Source organism: Campylobacter troglodytis (genome assembly GCF_006864425.1).
GTDB lineage: Bacteria > Campylobacterota > Campylobacteria > Campylobacterales > Campylobacteraceae > Campylobacter_D > Campylobacter_D troglodytis.
In genome coordinates this window covers 1-18655 of record NZ_QHLI01000054.1, presented here as the reverse complement: position 1 = coordinate 18655, position 18655 = coordinate 1, and the positions used below count along the sequence as shown (strand labels likewise).

Annotated in this window: 18 protein-coding genes and 1 pseudogene; 14 read left to right on the top strand and 5 right to left on the bottom strand. The window is 35.1% G+C overall.

The annotated features are described in order from the left end of the window. Positions 1-398: 398 nt before the first annotated feature. The 3 genes from DMC01_RS10090 to DMC01_RS10080 all read right to left on the bottom strand — a co-directional run bounded on the left by DMC01_RS10090 (position 399) and on the right by DMC01_RS10080 (position 3083). A complete protein-coding gene (locus tag DMC01_RS10090; protein WP_142694099.1) occupies positions 399-986 on the bottom strand; it encodes a hypothetical protein in 588 nt (195 codons plus the stop codon). Then, positions 986-2104 (bottom strand): restriction endonuclease subunit M, encoded by a 1119-nt coding sequence (locus DMC01_RS10085; RefSeq protein WP_246059178.1) that lies wholly within the window; start codon positions 2102-2104, stop codon positions 986-988. The genes DMC01_RS10090 and DMC01_RS10085 overlap by 1 nt, the downstream gene beginning before the upstream one ends. 394 nt (positions 2105-2498) lie before the next feature. Next, the gene (locus tag DMC01_RS10080; protein WP_142694098.1) at positions 2499-3083 is read right to left on the bottom strand and encodes a ribonuclease HII; all 585 of its coding nucleotides are present in this window, start codon (positions 3081-3083) and stop codon (positions 2499-2501) included. 288 nt (positions 3084-3371) lie between these two features. On the opposite strand from DMC01_RS10080, the gene aspA reads away from it, so the two are divergent. The 8 genes from aspA to DMC01_RS10040 all read left to right on the top strand — a co-directional run bounded on the left by aspA (position 3372) and on the right by DMC01_RS10040 (position 10300). Next, positions 3372-4784, top strand: a complete 1413-nt coding sequence (gene aspA / locus DMC01_RS10075) for an aspartate ammonia-lyase (RefSeq protein WP_142694097.1) — start codon at positions 3372-3374, stop codon at positions 4782-4784. Between the two features lie 950 nt (positions 4785-5734). Continuing rightward, the gene (locus tag DMC01_RS10070; protein ID WP_142694096.1) at positions 5735-7099 is read left to right on the top strand and encodes a COG3014 family protein; all 1365 of its coding nucleotides are present in this window, start codon (positions 5735-5737) and stop codon (positions 7097-7099) included. Beyond that, positions 7096-7470 (top strand): DUF1425 domain-containing protein, encoded by a 375-nt coding sequence (locus DMC01_RS10065; protein ID WP_142694095.1) that lies wholly within the window; start codon positions 7096-7098, stop codon positions 7468-7470. The genes DMC01_RS10070 and DMC01_RS10065 overlap by 4 nt, the downstream gene beginning before the upstream one ends. A 20-nt stretch (positions 7471-7490) precedes the next feature. Next, positions 7491-8117 (top strand): penicillin-binding protein activator LpoB, encoded by a 627-nt coding sequence (gene lpoB, locus DMC01_RS10060; protein ID WP_142694094.1) that lies wholly within the window; start codon positions 7491-7493, stop codon positions 8115-8117. Between the two features lie 9 nt (positions 8118-8126). Then, positions 8127-9293: a CsgG/HfaB family protein gene (locus DMC01_RS10055; protein WP_142694093.1), complete on the top strand. Its 1167-nt coding sequence runs from the start codon at positions 8127-8129 to the stop codon at positions 9291-9293. A 171-nt stretch (positions 9294-9464) separates the two neighbouring features. Further along, the gene (rplU, locus tag DMC01_RS10050; RefSeq protein WP_142694092.1) at positions 9465-9782 is read left to right on the top strand and encodes a 50S ribosomal protein L21; all 318 of its coding nucleotides are present in this window, start codon (positions 9465-9467) and stop codon (positions 9780-9782) included. A gap of 9 nt (positions 9783-9791) precedes the next feature. Next, entirely contained in the window at positions 9792-10046 is a 255-nt protein-coding gene (gene rpmA, locus DMC01_RS10045; RefSeq protein ID WP_142694091.1) for a 50S ribosomal protein L27, read from the top strand. Positions 10047-10120: 74 nt separating this feature from the next. Then, a complete protein-coding gene (locus tag DMC01_RS10040) occupies positions 10121-10300 on the top strand; it encodes a hypothetical protein (RefSeq protein ID WP_142694090.1) in 180 nt (59 codons plus the stop codon). 65 nt (positions 10301-10365) lie between these two features. On the opposite strand, the gene DMC01_RS10035 is transcribed toward DMC01_RS10040, so the two are convergent. Continuing rightward, a complete protein-coding gene (locus DMC01_RS10035) occupies positions 10366-10830 on the bottom strand; it encodes a DMT family transporter (protein ID WP_185908863.1) in 465 nt (154 codons plus the stop codon). Between the two features lie 657 nt (positions 10831-11487). Between DMC01_RS10035 and obgE the strand changes: the two genes are divergently transcribed. From obgE to DMC01_RS10010, 6 genes are all read left to right on the top strand, one after another. Beyond that, entirely contained in the window at positions 11488-12507 is a 1020-nt protein-coding gene (gene obgE / locus DMC01_RS10030) for a GTPase ObgE (RefSeq protein WP_142694088.1), read from the top strand. Positions 12508-12900: 393 nt separating this feature from the next. After that, on the top strand, positions 12901-13023 hold the full coding sequence (locus DMC01_RS16030) for a hypothetical protein (protein ID WP_282432302.1): 123 nt from the start codon (positions 12901-12903) through the stop codon (positions 13021-13023). Next, positions 13020-14669 carry an ATP-grasp domain-containing protein gene (locus tag DMC01_RS10025; RefSeq protein WP_142694087.1) on the top strand — a complete coding sequence of 550 codons (1650 nt, stop codon included), beginning with the start codon at positions 13020-13022 and terminating at the stop codon, positions 14667-14669. Before DMC01_RS16030 ends, DMC01_RS10025 begins: the two co-directional genes overlap by 4 nt. Further along, complete coding sequence (locus DMC01_RS10020; RefSeq protein ID WP_142694086.1) at positions 14666-15862, top strand: Gfo/Idh/MocA family protein; 1197 nt, start codon at positions 14666-14668, stop codon at positions 15860-15862. The genes DMC01_RS10025 and DMC01_RS10020 overlap by 4 nt, the downstream gene beginning before the upstream one ends. A gap of 201 nt (positions 15863-16063) precedes the next feature. Then, positions 16064-16459 carry a hypothetical protein gene (locus tag DMC01_RS10015; RefSeq protein WP_142694085.1) on the top strand — a complete coding sequence of 132 codons (396 nt, stop codon included), beginning with the start codon at positions 16064-16066 and terminating at the stop codon, positions 16457-16459. After that, a complete protein-coding gene (locus DMC01_RS10010; protein WP_142694084.1) occupies positions 16383-17174 on the top strand; it encodes an FkbM family methyltransferase in 792 nt (263 codons plus the stop codon). The genes DMC01_RS10015 and DMC01_RS10010 overlap by 77 nt, the downstream gene beginning before the upstream one ends. 236 nt (positions 17175-17410) lie before the next feature. On the opposite strand, the pseudogene DMC01_RS16755 reads toward DMC01_RS10010, so the two are convergent. Beyond that, positions 17411-18061 (bottom strand): annotated as a pseudogene (locus DMC01_RS16755) (IS1595 family transposase). Between the last annotated feature and the right edge of the window lie 594 nt (positions 18062-18655).

Genomic DNA, 18655 nt, shown 5'->3' with positions numbered 1-18655 from the left:
CACAAGGACGAGAAACCTTACACAAAACGGCGATTTTGCTCACGCAAATATCAGCACAAAAGCACTCCAAAATTTGCCGAAATTTTCGCTCCGAAATGTGCGACAAAAATATATACTTGTTTAACATCGATTTTACCAACCTTTCAGCCGTAATTATATCAGCTAAAAGTATCAATCGCCAATATTTATTATATTTCTTAGGGTGGGTTTAGCCAATTTTTGTTATAGAAACTTAAGAGGCTTTTAAAATTCAAAAAGCTCTCTTTGTAAATTTTAAGATACTTTTGCTTAGAAATGTAGAGCAAAAATATACATTAAGATCGATTTTATCAAGCTTTTGAATCTAAGTATATAAGCTAAAAGTATCAATTTCTCAAATTTAAGATTTAAAAAGCCATTTAAGGCTCTTTTAAATTCTTTTTAATAGCCCTTTTATCAAGCTTCATTTTCTCATAAAAAAGTGCGACAACTTCTTCCCTTGTGCAAATTTCACGCATTTGTTCCTTTTTAAAGTCCCATTTATACCCAGCTCCTGTGCCTCTTTGCCCACGGTTGTGCAACTTGTTAAAATCAATCTCGCTGATTTTTTCAAGCCTCATAAAAAGATTATCGGGTGCGACACCTATAAAGCAGATAAAATCGCAATTTGGAGTGTTTTTGATATGCTCGTTTTTTGCTTCGGCTACCTCCTCGCAACCCGTTGGGTGAAATTTGTTATTCACATCAAGGCTTGAGGTTTTAACCTCGATTTTAAATTCATTGATTTTAATGTCCCACTCGCCTTGATCCCCATCCCTATAAGCAAGTGAAATGTTGCGTTCCTTGCTAAAAATATCACGCAATAATCTATCGCCAAAGCTACCTCGCTTGTCAATTTGCAAATGCCTTATCCTTGCATATTTACTCGTGCTTTTCCATTTTGAAGTAGCATTTACCTCGCTTTCTATCTCGTCAAAAACAGCATTTGCAAGCTCTAAAATATCCATTAAAACAAGCCTTTATCATAAAATCCTTGTGAGATTAAGGCTTCTTCGATTAAGGAAGTGCGTAAGTTTAGGCTTGAATTTGTGCCTAAAAAGCTCACATTTACCCAATCAATTCTTTGTAAAGCCTTTTTTACTCGCTCTTTATCCTTTAAAATCACTATACCGTAGCCTCTGCGGTGCGGCAGGGTTTCAAAGTCTGTGTAGATTTTCATTTGTGGCTTGCTACTTGAATGAAAACAAGTGCTTGGCAGATACAAATCGCATTTATAAAGCATTGCCTTATTTCTCGTGCTTGACGGGGTGCCGCCATCGCTTAAAGAATAGACTTTGATGAATTCTTTGCAGGTTTTTGGCGGGTTAAACTCTAAATTTAGCGTTTTATTTGCAAGTAGCTTTTTATGCACCCAAATTTGAAAGAGTGTGGCGACCTCAATGCCCTTGCCATTTGGATACACAAAGCTATCAAGTGGGAGTTTTTCGCTATGTGCTAGCTCGTAGTTTTTAATGCGTTTTTTAGGGCTTCCCTTGCCATCGCTATCAAAAAGCGGAGGCAAAATAAAGGCTATAAAGTCGGCAAATTCACCGTTACCAAAATCTCCTGCGTGATTTATGAAACGAAGGGCTAAATTTCCACGAAGTCCAAAGGGGGGATTTCCTAAAATAATATATTTTTTATGCTCTTTTTGTGGGATAAAACTTAAAAAATTTTGACATAAAATCTCTTCATTTTTATACTCTAAATCCACGCCTATGCGTGAATTTTTAGGCATTAGCTCGTAAAAGCTCAAATCCCCACAACTTGGCTCAATGAAGGTATAATCGTTTGCGTTTATCTTGTGAATTTGCAAGAAATTTAAAAAGCTCTCAAAGCAGTATTTTGCCACCTCTTTTTTGGTAAAAAACTCATTATGCGAGCGGAAATTTTGCTTTGCTAGATTATATTTATTGCCCAGCAAGAAATTTAAATCATAAAGATAGTCGTTTGGGATTTTTTGTGTGGCTTCCCAGCGTTTGAGTGTGCCTGAGTGCAAGAAAAGCTTAGCTGCGATTTCACTTAGTGAATGCTTTAATCTTAGCTCCTTATAAACCAAATTCGCGCTGATAGCTGAATTTTTCATCTCCTACCTTTTCACTAAGCATATAAGAGGCTTAATATAACATAAGAGTTTAAATGTATTTGATTAAAAAAAAGACACAGTATGTTTTATGTCTAAATTCATAAGGCTTAGACTTTTAAATAAAATCCTCAAATTCACAAAGAAGATCAAAATTAAGCTTCGGCAAAGCTTTTTTAAAGACACAAAAGGCTCTTTTTCAAAAAAGTGTTGATTTTTCATATTGAGCCTACGAGCAAAGAATTTATTAAATTCAAAGCATTTCTTCATAAATTCGTGGATTTTTGGCACACGCTTAGAGTTACAAATATGGCATTTTATCTAAAATCAATAGTTTTTTAAAATAAAGCCACACAAAAAACTAACAGTTATATCTTAAAGAGCTTTTAATATAAAATCAATCAAACAAGTTTTTTTCAAGCATCTTCAAATGAAAGCTTTTGCGGTGAATTTCACTTAGTCCAAATTTTTTTATAGCCTCCAAATGAGCTTTGCTTCCGTATCCTTTATGCTTTGAAAAATCATATCTTGCTAGTTTTGTGCCAAATTTTTCATCATAGCTTTCATTAAAATTACTCATTAGCCTGTCTCTGCTTACCTTGGCTAGTATGCTAGCAGCTGCTACTTGCATCACCTTGCTATCAGCCTTTACTAGGGTCTTAATGCCATCAACCTTGTAAGCTGTATTTCCATCATACAAAAACTCAGCTTTTTTAAAATGAGCCTTAATGATAAGCAAGGCATTTTTTAAGCACCAACTTAGTCCAAAATTATCAATTTGAGTAGGAGAAAAGGTTAGGATTAGATAGCTTGATTTGGCCCTAATCTCTTTAAAAAGAAGCTCTCTTTTCTTTGTGCTTAAAGCCTTTGAATCTTTAATGCCAAGGATTTCTTCTCTTAAAAGACAAGCAGCTATAAAAAGCTCTCCTGCTAAGGCTCCTCTACCTGCTTCATCTATGCCAACTAAATCTGTAAGCCTCATATGTATCCTTTTAATTAAGTAGCTTATTTTTAAATACAGTTTTAATTTATTTCTTTTGATCTTTTCAAAAATTTCTTTAAATTCAAGGCAGTTTTTAAATTTAATGCTATTTAAATTCTAGCCTTTTTATTTAAATTCACACAGTTTTATTAAATTTAAAATTTAGCCTAAAAATTTGCCTATTAAATAAAATCTGTTTGAATTTTATTTGATCGAGTAAGAAAATATTATTTAACTGTAAATTAAAAAAGGCTATTATTTTGCCATCTTAAATTTAAAGGAATTTGTATGCAAACAAGAAAAGAACACGATTTCATAGGGGAATTAGAGATAAGCAACGAGGTTTATTATGGAATTCAAACCCTAAGAGCACTTGAAAATTTTGACATCTCACATGATAGATTACAAAATTTTCCACGGTTTATCAGATGTTTAGCTAGGGTTAAAAAATCAGCAGCTATGGCAAATTACGAGCTTGGCCTTCTTGATAAAAAGATAGAACAAGCCATAATCAAGGCTTGCGATAAGATCTTAGCTGGTGGATATTATGATCAATTTGTAGTTGATATGTTTCAAGGTGGGGCTGGAACCAGCACGAATATGAACATAAACGAGGTCATAGCAAATTTAGGGCTTGAAATTCTAGGGCATAAAAAGGGTGAGTATCAGTTCTTACATCCAAATGATCATGTAAATTTAAGTCAAAGCACCAACGATGCCTATCCTACTGCCTTGCATTTAGCCCTTTATGATTATCTAAGCGATCTTGCAAAGATGATGGATTATCTTAAAAAAGCCTACGAGAGAAAGGCTTATGAATTCAAAGATGTAATAAAAATGGGTAGAACCCAGCTTCAAGATGCTGTGCCTATGACGCTTGGAAGGGAGTTTCAAACCTTTGCTGTTATGATAGCAGAGGACATTGATAGGGTTTTAGAGGCTAGAAAATTGGTTCTTGAAATAAACTTAGGAGGCACAGCCATTGGCACGGGCATAAATTCACACCCTGATTACCCAAAAGTCGTTGAGAAAAAGCTAAGAGAGGTAACAGGCATTGACTATGTTGTGGCTAGCGATCTTATAGAGGCTACTCAAGATACAGGTGCGTATGTGCAAATTTCAGGGGTTTTAAAGAGGGTTGCAATAAAGCTTTCAAAGGTTTGCAACGACTTAAGACTTTTAAGCAGTGGTCCAAAATGCGGACTAAATGAGATAAATTTGCCCAAAATGCAACCAGGTAGTTCCATAATGCCAGGCAAGGTAAATCCTGTGATACCTGAGGTGGTAAATCAAGTATGCTACTATGTAATAGGAGCTGATATAACTGTGAGCTTTGCTTGCGAGGGAGGACAGCTACAATTAAATGTCTTTGAGCCTGTGGTGGCTTATTCTTTGTTTAATTCTATCATTATGCTTGAAAAGGCTATGCAAACCCTCGCTGATAAGTGTATTGATGGGATCAGTGCCAATGAGCAAGTTTGTGCTGACTTTGTTTATAACTCAATAGGCATAGTAACAGCCTTAAATCCCTACATAGGCTATGAAAACTCAGCCTCAATAGCAAAGGAGGCTTTAAAAACAGGAAAAAGGGTTTATGATCTAGCCCTTGAAAGAGGGCTTTTGAAAAAGGAGGAGCTTGATGATCTGCTAAGCCCTCAAAATATGCTAAATCCTCATATGATTAAAAAAGATAGGCTTTAACTGTTTTGTTCTTCGCTAGATTTTAAATTCAAACAAGGCTTGAATGTCTTTAAACTTTGTGAATTTTTAAAGATGAAAAATCATAAAAATAGAATAAATGCAAGGGCATTTAAAGCAGATTGCAAGGAGGCTTTTTGATGAAAAAAGCTTCTAGCATTTATCCACTCTAAGTTCTTGTTTTGACAAAATCATAAATAATTTAAATTCACACAAGGCTTAAATTCAAGCTCTTTTTTGTCAAATAAAGGACAAATTTATGTGAGACAGTGGTTTCATTAAACTTAAAGCAAAGTGTTTTTAAGCTAAATCCTATGAAAAACAAAAATTCGTTTGCAAATTTCGCCAAAGGGGAATTTTGAAGTATTTTTTGCTTCGTGCTTTTGCAACTGTGTAATAGAAGTGGCTTACAGGGTGCGCAAAAGGCTTGGGACTGGTCGCAAAAGTTTTTGCTTCGCACTCTTGCAATTTTGCAAGAAGGAATAAGGGCACAAGATTTTGTAAAACATAGTGCAAATGAGTTTGCAAACTGACGAAATCATATCAATGTTATTGTGAATGTTTTTGCTTCGCACTCTTGCAGCTGTATAGTAGAAATTTGCAAAGTTTCCTTGAATTTAAAGACTAAAAAAGAAAATTTTGTCCTTTATTTAAAAGAAATTCAAACGAAAATTTTAAGACAAAATTCTCATCAAATTTTATTAAAATTGATAAGCCAAAATCCTATTAAGTTTAATTGAGACAAAATTGATAAGAAAAAATCCTGTTAAAGCATCTTGGATCTTAATCAAATCCCAAGTAATTTAAATTCACACAAGGCTTAAATTCAAGCTACTTTTTTAAAAAAAGCAAATTCATATGAGGCAACAAGCACTTTTTAAAAAAGAGCCTTTTAAAAAATACAATTTTTATGCTACAATGTGGGTTTTGATTTCAATTTAAGTGGATCTTGTATGCAAAAACTTTGCCTTGTGCTTTTACTAGCCCTTGTTTTTTCAGCTTGTGCAAATCACAGCTCAACTAATGCTTTTTATGAAGAAGCTTTAAAAAATAGCTACTGTGATGATGGTTTTTTCAAAGAAGAAAGAAGCAAGGTAGATAAAAACAGCGATGCTATTTATGTTGGCATAAATGCAGGAGCTTTGGCTAGAAACTGTAAAAAATACGAGGAAAGCAATTATCTCTTAGACAAGGCAGAGGATGCTTATAAATACGATGTTGATCTACAAGGGCTTAGCAAAAAAGGATCAAAGCTAGTAGCTAGTGCTCTTATCAATGAAGGTGTGCTTGATTATGAGGGTAGTCTTTATGAGAGGATAATGGTAAATGTTTATAAGGGCTTGAATTTTATGAGCTTAGATGACTTTGCAAATGCAAGAGTTGAGTTTAACAGAGCCTTAATGAGACAAGATAAGGCAAAGGAATACTTCGCAAAGGAGATTGAGGCAAACCGTCAAAGCTTTGAAAAGGCAAGGCAAGATGCAAACTACGCACAAAATATGAATCAAAATTATCAAGAAATCTCACAAAGATACGAACATTTACTAAAAGACTTTGACACCACAAAGAATTTCATAAATCCCTATGCTACCTATATGGCAAGTGTTTTTTTCTTTTTGGATGAGGATTATAAAAAGGCAGCTGATCTCTTTAAGGAAGTGGCTGTGATCAACTCTAAAAATGCTGAATTTAACAAAGAATTTGCCATCTTTAATCAATACGCAAACTCAACAAATCCTCAAAATCTTAAAAAATACATCTTTGTAGTGCTTGAAAGTGGCTTTGGGGCTGGGCTTGATGAGTGGTCTATGTCTGTGCCTTTGATCTTTGATGGCAATTTCATCTCTGCTTCTTTGGCCTTGCCTATGCTTAAAACAAGGCAAAACTCTTATGAGTATATCTTGGCAAATGAGAGCAAAACTGTTGATTTTGTAAACTTTGATAACATAATAGCAACAGAGTTTAAAATAAACTCATCTTTTATCATAGGCAAGGCTTTAAGTTCTATGATAGTAAAGACTAGCCTCAATGCAGCCGTGGCAAAAAATGATCCAACAGAAGGACTTTTATCTCTTGCAATCAGCGCGTTAAATAATGTCACCACAAGGGCTGATCTTAGATTTTGGACTTCTTTACCAAAATACGCTAAAATTATAATGATAGAGAATTTAGGACATATACACATTACAAGCGACAATTTTGATACCATTTATAGCAATGATGAGCTACCTAAGAATAAAAATTTATTAATTGTGGTAAAATCATTTACAAAAACCTCGCCAAGCATAGTTTGGCTTATAGAAAAGGAGAGAAGGTGAAAGGGATAGCTTTTGCATTTATGAGTGCTTTTTTGCTTTTGGCTTGTTCTACAAAAGAGCTTAGTCCTCTTGAAAAGAGAATGGCTGCAAAGATGAGCTTTATGAAGGTAGATAGCAAGATAGTCAAGGGCTTTAATTACCGCACGAATATGAACGGCTTGCTTGAATTTGAGCTTGTTTTATTAAGCGATGAGGACTTAGAGCTTGAGTATAAGGTATCTTGGCTAGATGAGGATGGCTTTGTGCTGAAAGGACAAAAAGACGGTGAGTTTATAAGGATTAAACTTAATGAAAACAAGGAGTATTTACTTCAAAGAGTAGCGATTAACAAAGACGCTGCTGATTTTACTCTTTTGTTGCGTAAAAAATAAATTTTCACAAAGGATACACAATGACAAAAATTCAAGTTTTATTTTCAACCGCTTTGGCGGGATTTTTCTTAGTTTCTTGCTCTTCAACTCCCATTTACACAGATGGCACCTCAGGGCAGGTCAAACAAGGACAAGCACTAACCTTAGGGCTTGATAGAGAGGACTTTGAAAATGCTGCTGATCTTATGATTCAAAGTATGCTTAGAGATCCAGCCTTTGCAAGCATAGCCCCAGGTCAAAGAAAGGTCATAGCCATAGGACGCATACTAAATGACACCCCCCAACGCATAGACACAGACAAGCTAATTTCTAAGATAACAATAGCTCTTAGAAAATCAGGCAAATTTGTCCTAACCACAGCCGTAGCAGCAGGTGGTGCTAGGGATTCAATGAGCCATGATGTTAGATCTCTTAGAGATAACGAGGAGTTTAATCAAGGCACCATAGCCAAAAAAGGCACCCTCGTAGCACCTGATTTCTCCCTTGCAGGTAAGATTCGTCAAGACAATGTCAAGTTGCCAAACGGTAAAATTCAAGCCGAATACTTCTTTCATCTTTCAGTAACAGATCTAACAAGTGGGCTTGCATACTGGGAGGATGAGCAAACTATCAACAAAACAGGCTCTAAAAAGTCTGTTACTTGGTAAGGAAAGCCTATGAAAAAGATCTTTTTAACATTTTTTTGTGCTGTATTCTTGCTTGCTTTGCCAACGGACAATATAGAGATCACAGATCTAAACATAAACTCAGCTTTAACTCAAAATGTAACAGTAAGCTCAAAGGAAGGAACCTTCATCAAGCTTTCTACTGGTGAGGGATCGGCTAATACAAGAGAAGAAGCCATTAGAAATGCTCTAAGCGAGGCTATTTCAAAGATGAGAGGCTTTAGCACTGAGAATTTTACAGTGCAAAGTCAAGATATTCCTACTCAGTCTGGCTTTGTGCAAAGGCTTAATACTCAAATTTATAAGGCTAGCAAGGGCAGAATTGATTCTTATGAGATCACAAGCATTGAGGAAAAGGAAAATGGGAGCTTTTTGGCTAGGGTAACTGTTTTTAAGACCCTTTTTACAAAGGATGAAAAGCCAACAGTGGCTATATTTAATGCCTCAGCCTACAAGGATTTAGGTGATAGCTTACAACAAAGGCTTACAAACGAGCTTGTACAAGGCAAGAAGTTTAAAATTTTAGATAGAAAAAACAGCGCCTACTACAAGGCTGAAAAAGAGCTTATGCAAAGCGAGGATGCTTCTGGTGAGGATCTTTACAAGCTTGGAAATGTGTTGGGTGCTGATTATATGCTTGTTTTCAATCTAAGAGAGCTAGGAGCAAGTAGCAAAGGCTCTAAGTCAGCAAACATTACTGTAAAAGATGATGCTGAGGTGATAAGAGGCGATGTGGTTGTGGATTACCGTCTAATCCTCTTTGCTACAAGGGAATTAAAGGCTTCTAATACCTTAACCATGAGCATCAAGCTTAAAGATAGTAGCATAAAAAGCAATGAAGAGGCTATGTCTAAGATAGCAAAGGCTATCTTTGTTGATCTTTCAGATACCCTAAATCCCCTCTTTGTTTCTATGGTTGATGGCAAGGAGGTGCTTTTTGAGGAAAAATTAGAACTGGGCAGTTTTTATGACTGCGTTAGTCAAACAAGCACAAGTTCAGGTAAAATTCAGATCACAAAAAGCAATGCCAAGAATTCACAAGCACAAATTCTAAAAGGCGAGGTTGGCTTAGGAGATCTTTGCAAACTTGCACTTGAAAATGGCAAGGATGCTACATATGTACTTGGTTCAAATGGGGGCGTTAGTTTGGGCTGGTGAATTTTAGTTCTAAGCTCAAATTAGCCAAATTTCTGTCAATTAATTTTAGTTAAAAGCTAGTTTTTTAACTAAAATTCAAGTTTTTTTTGTATAATACAAATTTTTCAAAGTAATTACAAGCCTTAAAAGAATTTTAAAGCTTTTAAGAAAGCTTAGTTTAAAGGATGATCAATGAGCGAGAAATACGCTATTATCAAGCACAGTGGCAAACAGTACCGTGTAAAAGAAGGTGCTGAGTTAAGACTGGATCGCTTTAAAAGCGAGGCAAGATCAACAGTTGAAATAAAAGATGTCTTGGCTGTGAATGATAAGGAGTTAAAAATAGGCACACCTCTTGTTGAGGGTGCAAGGGTAGTCTTAGAGGTGATAAATCACGGAAGAGATAAAAAAGTGGTGATTTATAAAAAAAGAAGAAGGAAGGATTCTAAACTCAAAAGAGGTTTTAGAAGATCATTTACTAGAGTTAAAATCACAAGTATCAAGGCATAAGGAGTAAAAATGGCACACAAAAAGGGTCAAGGCTCAACTCAAAACAATAGAGATTCCATAGGTCGCCGTTTGGGCGTGAAAAAATTTGGCAGTGAATTTGTGCGTGCTGGAAATATCATCATTCGACAACGTGGCACAGCAACTCATCCAGGAAACAATGTCGGCATAGGCAGAGATCACACACTCTTTGCTCTAATTGACGGCTTTGTTAAATTTGAAAGAAAAGATAAGGATAGAAAAAAGGTTTCTGTTTATCCTGCCTAAATGAAGCAATAATGAAAAAAATTGCTATGAGTGTTCTTTGCTTTATGGGTTTAGCGTTTGCAGAAACAGAAATTGTGGAAACAAATATCGTTGGCGATTTTGGTGGTTGGGGCGGAAAGACTATAGTGAAGTTAGCCGATGGTTTTTTTTGGCAACAATGTGCTGAATATGAGGAAGGAAACCCATATGAGCAAATGGGTGGTAGCCCTAAAATTATGCTTATAAGCCACGATATACAAAGTTATGAAATGTAAGTAGAAGGCGATATTATTACAGTATGCGTAAAAAGACTAAAATAAATTTGTCATTTTCGCCCCTTTTAAGCCTTAATCGCTGTATTTAACTCCCTTGAAAAAAAGATTAAAAGCCCCACGCAAATTATCACAAATCCCACAATCTTTTGCCAAGTAATAGCCTTTACACTCAGTCCAAAAGCCCCTATGCTGTCTAAGAACATACTTGTAATAAGTTGCCCTAAAAGTGCTATTAAAAACATATTTATAAGCCCTATCTTAGGTGCAAGCAAGATAGTGCCAAAGACAAAAAATGCCCCTAAAACACCACCTAAAAATTTCCACCAAGTCTGCCAAGCTAAGCTTTTAAAAAGCTCTGTGTTAAAAAGCCCACTAAAATACGCCAAAACAGCCAAACAAACCGTGCCAATAGCAAAAGAAATCAAAGCACTCATAAGAGATAAGCCACCCAAATCACGCGCTAAAGCTGCATTTATAGGAGCTTGTAAGGCTATGGCTAAGCCCATAAAAAAAGCTATTAGATAATACATCATCTCTCCCTTCATAAACAGTAATTTCATAATAAGGCTTAATTAAAGCTAGGCTCAAGATACTAGGATTTTATCTTATCAATTTTAATAAATTTTGATGAGAATTTGGTCCTAAAATTGTGCTACTATATCTAAATTTCATTGACTCAAAATACTTTCATATGTTTTTATCTTATCAATTTTAATAAACTTTGATTAGAATTTCATCCTAAGATTTTGCCATTATATCTAAAATCTGTTTTCTTTAAATGAAAGAAAAATTTTCTTTTTAACTTCTAAATTTGTCAAGTTTTCGCAAAGTTTTGTTTTACAGTTGCAAACGCACAAAGCAAAAATTCAAGCTTTCCTTGATCTGCTTTTGTGCCTTTGAAACTTTGCTTTTGTTGTGTTTTATTCTATAAGAGGCCTTTGTGTATTCTTGTAGAAGAGCTGTTGCACATCATAAGTAAAAACATAGGTGTTTTTCAACCATTGTCCCTTATGTTGCGAAGTTACAAGACGCAAAGCGAAGTAAAAAATACCTGAAAATTTCCCTAAATTAGATCTTAGAAATTCACAAACAAGGCCTTGTTTTTCATAGGCATTAATTTAAAAATCTTTTAATTTAAGTTTAATTTGGCCTAAGTTGTTATACTTTGCATTTTAAAAGGGGCAAAAATGTTTATAGATAGCATTGAAATTATATTAAGCTCAGGAAATGGAGGCAAGGGAGCTGTTAGCTTTCGCCGTGAAAAATTTGTGCCCCTAGGAGGACCTGATGGAGGCGATGGGGGCAAGGGTGGCGATGTGATTATAGTTTGCGATAATAACGCTCATACCCTAGCAAATTTTAAGGGCAAAAAAAAACTTAGCGCCAAAAATGGCTTAGACGGGGATAAAAAAAACAAAAGCGGAAAAAGTGGAGCAGATCTTAAAATAAAGGTACCTCAGGGAACCCAGGTGATTAACTGTGAAACAAATGAGCTTTTATGCGACATAGTAGGTGAAAATTCTCACGCAGTTTTACTCAAAGGAGGCAAGGGGGGGCTTGGCAATGCTCATTTTAAAAGTGCGAAAAATCAGCGCCCAAATTATGCCCAAGCTGGCATAAGTGGGCAAAGTTTAAGGGTTCGTTTGGAATTAAAGCTTATAGCAGATGTGGGGCTTGTAGGTTACCCAAATGCTGGTAAATCAAGCCTTATATCAGTGCTTTCAAATGCAAGGCCAAAGATAGCAAATTATGAATTCACCACACTTACACCAAAATTAGGGCTTGTTGAATTTGATGAGTATAATTCCTTTGTGATGGCTGATATACCCGGCATTATAAAAGGCGCTAGCAAGGGCAAGGGGCTTGGACTAGCTTTTTTAAGACATATTGAAAGGACGCATTTTTTGCTCTTTGTGCTTGATTTTACGCGTGAAATGAGCTTAAAAGATCAGCTTTTTAGCTTACAAGCTGAGCTTGGTAGCTTCTCGCAAGAGCTTAGAAAAAGAGCCTTTGGCATAGTTTTATCAAAGAGCGATGCTGTGAATTTAAGCAAGGAATTTAAAGAAAAATTCAGCCAAGAACAAGTCAAACTGAGTGAGTTTTTAGACAAAAACAATAATCCTCAAAAATTCATAATCGCCCTTTCAAGCCTTGAAAAAAAGGGACTAAAAGAGCTTAAAACTGCCTTGCAAAAGCAGTTAGGTTAAGCTTAAGGCTTTGTTCTAGCACAGTTGATTTAAGCCTTGCAAGTAATTTAAATTGCTTTCATATGCTGTCATTTTACAAGATCTTAAATTAAAGCTTTGTGCTATACAATTTTACTTGCTAGTTTTCTTTAACTCATAGGACTGAAATACAAAGGCAAAGATTTAAAAAAGCTCTAAATAAATTTAAAACCCTTATATTTTTTGCTATAATCACTGAAAATTAAGCTCATAGGCTCTTTTGTCAAAAGTGTTTTATCTGTAATAAGGCTTTGAATTTAAAGCTTTTTTTGTTTTAGCTAGCTTTGCAAATAGGCTGTATAACTACAAATAATGCCTTTAAAATGACAAACTGTGTGTCTTAATCAACACTTACAAAGAACTAGAAAGAAAAATATGTCAAAAATTTTAAAACTTCTATCCCTTGAATTTAAATCAAATTTAAGGGGGGGGGGGGGGTTAGCCTCCACTTCTAAGCTTCCTCATCAAGCTTTTCTTTGCAAAAAGGGCAGGCTATGAAAAAAGCCTTGCTTCTTTGTGCTACTCATAATGATCTAGGTCTAATTCTTGCTTTAAAAAAGCTTGGCTATTATGTCATAGCAACGGGAGGTGTAGAGAATTTACACGGACAAAAGCTTTGTGATAAGTTTATCTTGGCTGATTACTCGGACAAAGAGTTAATTTTAGAAATAGCCAAAAAAGAAAAAATTGACGCTGTCATTGCAAACTGCAATGATTTTGGCGTTATCTCAGCTGCCTTTGTGGCTGAGAAGCTAGGACTAAAAGGACACGATAGCTTTGAAACCACCCTAAAAATTCACAACAAGGATAAATTCAAGCATTTTTGCCTTCAAAATGGCATATCAAGCCCCATTTCACAAGGATTTAATGATATTAACAAGGCTAATTCTTACATAAAAAGCTCAAATCCCACTTACCCACTCATCATAAAGCCTATCGATCTAAGTGCAGGAAAGGGGGTTAGCGTAGCTAAAAATGCCAAAGAGGCACAAATTGCCATCCTTAAAGCCTTTGAGACATCGCGCCTTAAACGAATAGTCATTGAGCCTTTTATAAAAGGCACTCAGCACGGATACTGCACCTTTTTAATCAAGGGCAAGATAGTAGCAACTTGCTCAAACAATGAATATTCCATCCTAAATCCTTATAGGGTAGAAATAGACACCTTTCCAGCAAGTAATTATAAAAAAATTTCAAGGCAGCTAAATTCTCAAATAGAAAAAATCGCAAGGTGCTTAAAGCTAAAAGATGGCATCTTTCACTGTCAATACATCTACGATGGCAAGAAAGCTTGGATTATAGAGGCTATGAGGCGAATTTTAGGGAATATGTATCATATTCCGGGCAATTTGCTTACAAATATGAATTGGGAGTATTGGGAGGTTTGTGCTAAGTGCGGACTAAGCCTTAAAGATTTTCCTAAAAATGTCAAACAAGAGGGCTTTTTTGCTTACAAAACTATTTTAGCTGATAAGGATGGGGTTTTAGAGGGCATTGAAAGGATAAAAGAATATGATAAGTTTGTGCTAAGTGCTTATACCTTGCAAAAAAGAGGCTTTGAGATAAAAAACCACACAGATACCCCACTTAAATTTCTTTTTATGCAATTTGCAAGCCAAAAAGAGATGCAAGAAGCTTTAATCAAAAATTATAAAATTCTAGCCAAAACAAGCCCTTTTTTAAACTCAAAAAGCGAGGCAAAAAAGTTAGCAAAGCCAACAAATTTACAAAAATCAACAAATTCAGATCAAAATAAACAGCACCCAAACAATTCTTTAAATTCAAAAAGCAAGGCTTTCAAGGCTTTTATGATCTCACAAAATGCCATCTTAGATAGCAAAGAAAATTCACAAAAAAAGCCCTTAAATAAAGGCTTAAAAAATTTGGCTAAAAATTCACAAGAAAGCAAAGAAATGTCAAGTATAAATTCACAAAAAATCAAGGTAAATTCAAGTAAAAGCTCAAAAAATTCATCTAAAAATTCACAAGAAACAAGTGCTGTTTTTAAAATTCAAAACCCACAAAAAAATTCTTTGAATTTAAAAAAATCCAAGATAAAAAATTCGCAAGTTGATCTTTTAAATTCAAAAGGCTTAAAAAGCTCAGCCAAAAATCTCAAAAATTCACAAAGGCACACAAAATGAATGCAAAAAACGAGCTTTGTCTAGGTATGCTAGGGGCTGGCAGGGCAAGTGAGCTTCATCTTGAAGCCTTGAATAGATTTAGCACAATTCCACTTTGTTTAAAACACATAGTAGCAAGAAGAAAGGAACAAGTAGAGGCTATGAAGCGCCGCTTTGGCTTTCTTAAACACTCCTTTGAATTTGAGGATTTATTAAATGATGAGGAGATAGATGTGATTGACATTTGTACTCCGCCATATAATCACGAAGAGGCTATCATCAAGGTATTAAAGGCTGGAAAAAGTGTCATTTGCGAAAAGCCACTAACAGGGTATTTTGGAGAGGAAGAGGACGCACTTCCCATAGGAAAGATGGTCTCAAAATCTAAGATGTATGATAAGTGCTTACTTTGCATAGCCAAACTTGAAAAAAGCATAAAAGAAGCACAAAGAAAAAATCCCAAAATCAAGTTTTGCTATGCTGAAAATTTCATCTACGCACCTGCTCTTAGCAAAATCTCTCAAATAATTAGTGCAAAAAGATCAAAGATCCTTTACGCAAAGGGAGAGGAGAGCTTAAAGGGCTCAAGCTCAGCTGTGGCTGGTGAGTGGGCTAAGACAGGAGGTGGCACTTTTATACGCACAGGCGCTCATCCACTTTCAGCTCTTTTGTGGCTTAAAAAGATAGAGGGCAAGGCAAGGGGAGAGGACATAAGGGTTAAAAGCGTTTTAGCTGATATGATGCAAGTAACACCCACCCTAAGTAAATACGAACACCGCCACATAGCAGCTACTCCAAATGATGTTGAAGACGGAGCAACTGTAATTCTAACCTTCACAGATGGCACAAAGGCTGTAATAATCGCTACTGATACCTTGCTAGGTGGGAGCAAAAACACCTTAGAGCTTTACTGCAACGATGCAGCCATAAAATGCAAACTTACTATGAATGATATGTTAAGTACTTATTTTTTAGACGAAGACGGACTTGAAGATGTTGAAATTTCAGAGATGCTACCCTCAAAAACAGGCTGGAACAATCCCTTCTTAGAGGACATTATCATTCGTGGCTATGTGGATGAGATGAGGGATTTTATGGAGTGTATTTATTATGACAAAGAAGTAAAATCGGGATTTGAAATGGCTAGTGAAAGCATTAAAATCATCTATGCAGCCTATAAGTCAGCTCAGCTTGGAAGGGCTGTTGAGTTTTAAAAAAATTTAAAAAATTCACAAAACTTTGTGAATTTGCGTGAATTTTTGCAAATTTTTGTGAATTTTTTGCAATTAAAACAAAGCAAAGAGGCTTAAAAATTCACGCAAATTTCAAGACCTTGTGAATTTTTAGCCTTTAAGCTTATTTTACAAAGGCAAAAAATTCACACACATTTAAATCAAAAACATAAAGGAGCATTTATGCTAAGACTTAATAAGATTTACAAAAACGAGTTTAACGAGGATTTCACACGAGATTTTTTAGATCCACACTACAAGGGTGAAAAATATCTCTTTGGCACCAACGACCTAGCCGCACAAATTGCCACACACCTTGACATCACAGGCTTTATCAATACAAGAGATAAAAGTCTAAAAAGCTTTATGTCAAAGACCGTCTTGCACGACCCTGCTAGCTTACGCTCTGATGCACTCGTGCTTTCTTGCGTAAATTTGGCTAATGTGGATGCTGACACGCTTTTATCAGCCTTTTCTTTTAGGCACTTAGACTGCTTTGCCTTTGCAAAGATCTTTAAGCAAGGGGGGGGGGGGGGTAGATCCCATAAATACACAGTTTCCTTCTATAATGCACTTTGATGGCTTTGGAGAGGAAATATCCTTAAACTTTGAAAAATTCAACTTTATCTATGAAAGGCTATCAGATGAGCTTTCAAAACATCATTTTTTTAATATCATCAATTTTAAGTATTCAAGCGTTCTAAGCTATCTTCGTGGCTTTAAGATGGCACAAGAAGAGCAGTATTTTGAGTCCTTTTTAAATCTTCCCCAAAAGCCTATCTTTGTCGATGCTGGAGGCTACACAGGAGATACAGCCTTGAAATTCATTGAGCTTTACAAGGACTTTGAGAAGATCTTTTTGTTTGAGCCTGAAACTTGCAACCTAGCCCAAGCAAAGTGTAATTTAAGTGCATATAAAAATATAGTGTTTTTTCAAAAAGGACTTAGTGACAGAACACAAACTCTGAAATTTAGTGCAAATGCTAGTGCGAGTGCCATAAATGAAAAGGGCGAGCTTAACATAGAAGTAGCACGGCTGGATGATTTGCTAGGTGGTGAAAGGGTGGATTTCATTAAAATGGACATCGAGGGGGCAGAGGGTGTGGCGATAGTGGGTGCAAGTGAGTGTATAAAACTCCACCACCCCACACTGGCAATTTGCGTATATCATAACAAGGATGATTTTTACAAGATCCCAGAGCAGATTTTAGCTTTGAGGGATGACTACAAGCTTTATTTTCGCCACTACACTCAAGGTGTGGATGAAAGCGTGATGTATTTTGTGCCTTGCTAAGCTTTGCTGTTTATGCTAGTTTGATTTAGGGGCAAGTTTTGAATTTGTTAAATAGTTATTTCAAACATTTTTTGCAAAAATTGCAAAATAATTTAAAATCAAAACTTGTTATTTTTGAATTTTTCGCCCTATTTTTTTGCAAGTGTGAATTTATAAGGCTTTGTGGCCGTGAATGAAGTAATGATTTACAAAAAAACAATGACTCAAGATACTTGAATAGAATTTTTTATCAATTTTCATAAATTTTGATAAAGATTTTGTCCTAAAATTCTAGTATTATATATAAATTCAGTTTCTTTTAAGTGAAGTATAAAATTTTCTTTTTTAGCCCTTAAATTTAGCCAAATGAAACTTTGCAAGGTCCCTTCTGCTTACAGTTGTAAGAGGTTTAATGAAGTAAAAAAATTCACAATTTCGTTGATATGATTTTGCGATGGTGCAAACTCATTTGCACTATGTTTTACAAAATTTTGTGCCCTTGCTCCTTATTGCAAAAGAATGAGTGCGTAACACGCAGTAAAAACACAGATGTTTTCTTGCCTACCCCATGTCCACGCATTTTACGCACTCTTTTTGTCCCTTCTACTACGCAGTTATGAGCCTAGCATTATAAAAAATAACTTTCATCAACTTCAAACTTAGCACTCATTTTCTAAAAAAACTTCGTTTTGCTGATTTTTTTGCACTCTTTGGATATTAAAATTCGAATTTTCCGCAAAATTTTATTCACAAAAACACGAGAAATTTTGCAAAGCTCGGCGATTTTTTCGCCTCTAAATCAAGACTTATTGCAAAGTTGAGAGTGTAACGAAGTAAAAAAATACTTCGTAATTTCTTAAATTTTTTTTTAAGACAATTCGGAAATGAATCATATACTTGTTTTTCATCTAAGCCTTTATACTTTAAAATAATCTTGTATCAAATTAAAATATCTTGAGTCTTTATATAAAATCAATCGTCAAAATATAATTAAGCAAAGCTTTAAACTTGCGTGAATTTAATGCACAGTTTCACATTTTATGTAGCAAAAACACATTTTGCATTTGCTTTGTCAAATTGTTTTTTGCCTAAAATTCACAAGGCATTTTAAGCCTTTTAAGCCTTAAATTCATCACGCAAAGTTTTGCACAAACAACTTCATTACTTTTCCAAAGAAAGCTAAGAAACAAGGTTTAAGACCTTGCAAAGAGCCTTGAATTTTTTGCCAAATCCTAATTTAATAACATTGAGTGGAAAAAGATACCTCGCAATGCTTAATATAACAAATTCAACATTTTTGACAAAATGCCTTTGTAAGATCTTGTGAATTTTATTTTATCTTTTGTAAGCGTGAATTTATAAATCTTCGCAAACTATAAATGAGCTGATAAGATATAAAAAGTAAATTTAAACACAAGTGAATTTAAAGATTTTCAAAGCCCCTAAAAAGCTCCTTACAACACTTGTAAGCACTTTTAAATACTTTAAAAACACCTTCAAAA

Coding starts and splice junctions, on each gene's coding strand:
- DMC01_RS10035 (WP_185908863.1), bottom strand. CDS start 10,830: ATGTATTATCTAATAGCTTTTTTTATGGGCTTAGCCATAGCCTTACAA.
- DMC01_RS16030 (WP_282432302.1), top strand. CDS start 12,901: ATGTCAAAAATTTTAAAACTTCTATCCCTTGAATTTAAATCAAATTTA.
- DMC01_RS10025 (WP_142694087.1), top strand. CDS start 13,020: ATGAAAAAAGCCTTGCTTCTTTGTGCTACTCATAATGATCTAGGTCTA.
- DMC01_RS10080 (WP_142694098.1), bottom strand. CDS start 3,083: ATGAGGCTTACAGATTTAGTTGGCATAGATGAAGCAGGTAGAGGAGCC.
- DMC01_RS10070 (WP_142694096.1), top strand. CDS start 5,735: ATGCAAAAACTTTGCCTTGTGCTTTTACTAGCCCTTGTTTTTTCAGCT.
- lpoB (WP_142694094.1), top strand. CDS start 7,491: ATGACAAAAATTCAAGTTTTATTTTCAACCGCTTTGGCGGGATTTTTC.
- aspA (WP_142694097.1), top strand. CDS start 3,372: ATGCAAACAAGAAAAGAACACGATTTCATAGGGGAATTAGAGATAAGC.
- DMC01_RS10085 (WP_246059178.1), bottom strand. CDS start 2,104: ATGAAAAATTCAGCTATCAGCGCGAATTTGGTTTATAAGGAGCTAAGA.
- obgE (WP_142694088.1), top strand. CDS start 11,488: ATGTTTATAGATAGCATTGAAATTATATTAAGCTCAGGAAATGGAGGC.
- DMC01_RS10090 (WP_142694099.1), bottom strand. CDS start 986: ATGGATATTTTAGAGCTTGCAAATGCTGTTTTTGACGAGATAGAAAGC.
- DMC01_RS10055 (WP_142694093.1), top strand. CDS start 8,127: ATGAAAAAGATCTTTTTAACATTTTTTTGTGCTGTATTCTTGCTTGCT.
- DMC01_RS10015 (WP_142694085.1), top strand. CDS start 16,064: ATGCTAAGACTTAATAAGATTTACAAAAACGAGTTTAACGAGGATTTC.
- DMC01_RS10020 (WP_142694086.1), top strand. CDS start 14,666: ATGAATGCAAAAAACGAGCTTTGTCTAGGTATGCTAGGGGCTGGCAGG.
- rpmA (WP_142694091.1), top strand. CDS start 9,792: ATGGCACACAAAAAGGGTCAAGGCTCAACTCAAAACAATAGAGATTCC.
- rplU (WP_142694092.1), top strand. CDS start 9,465: ATGAGCGAGAAATACGCTATTATCAAGCACAGTGGCAAACAGTACCGT.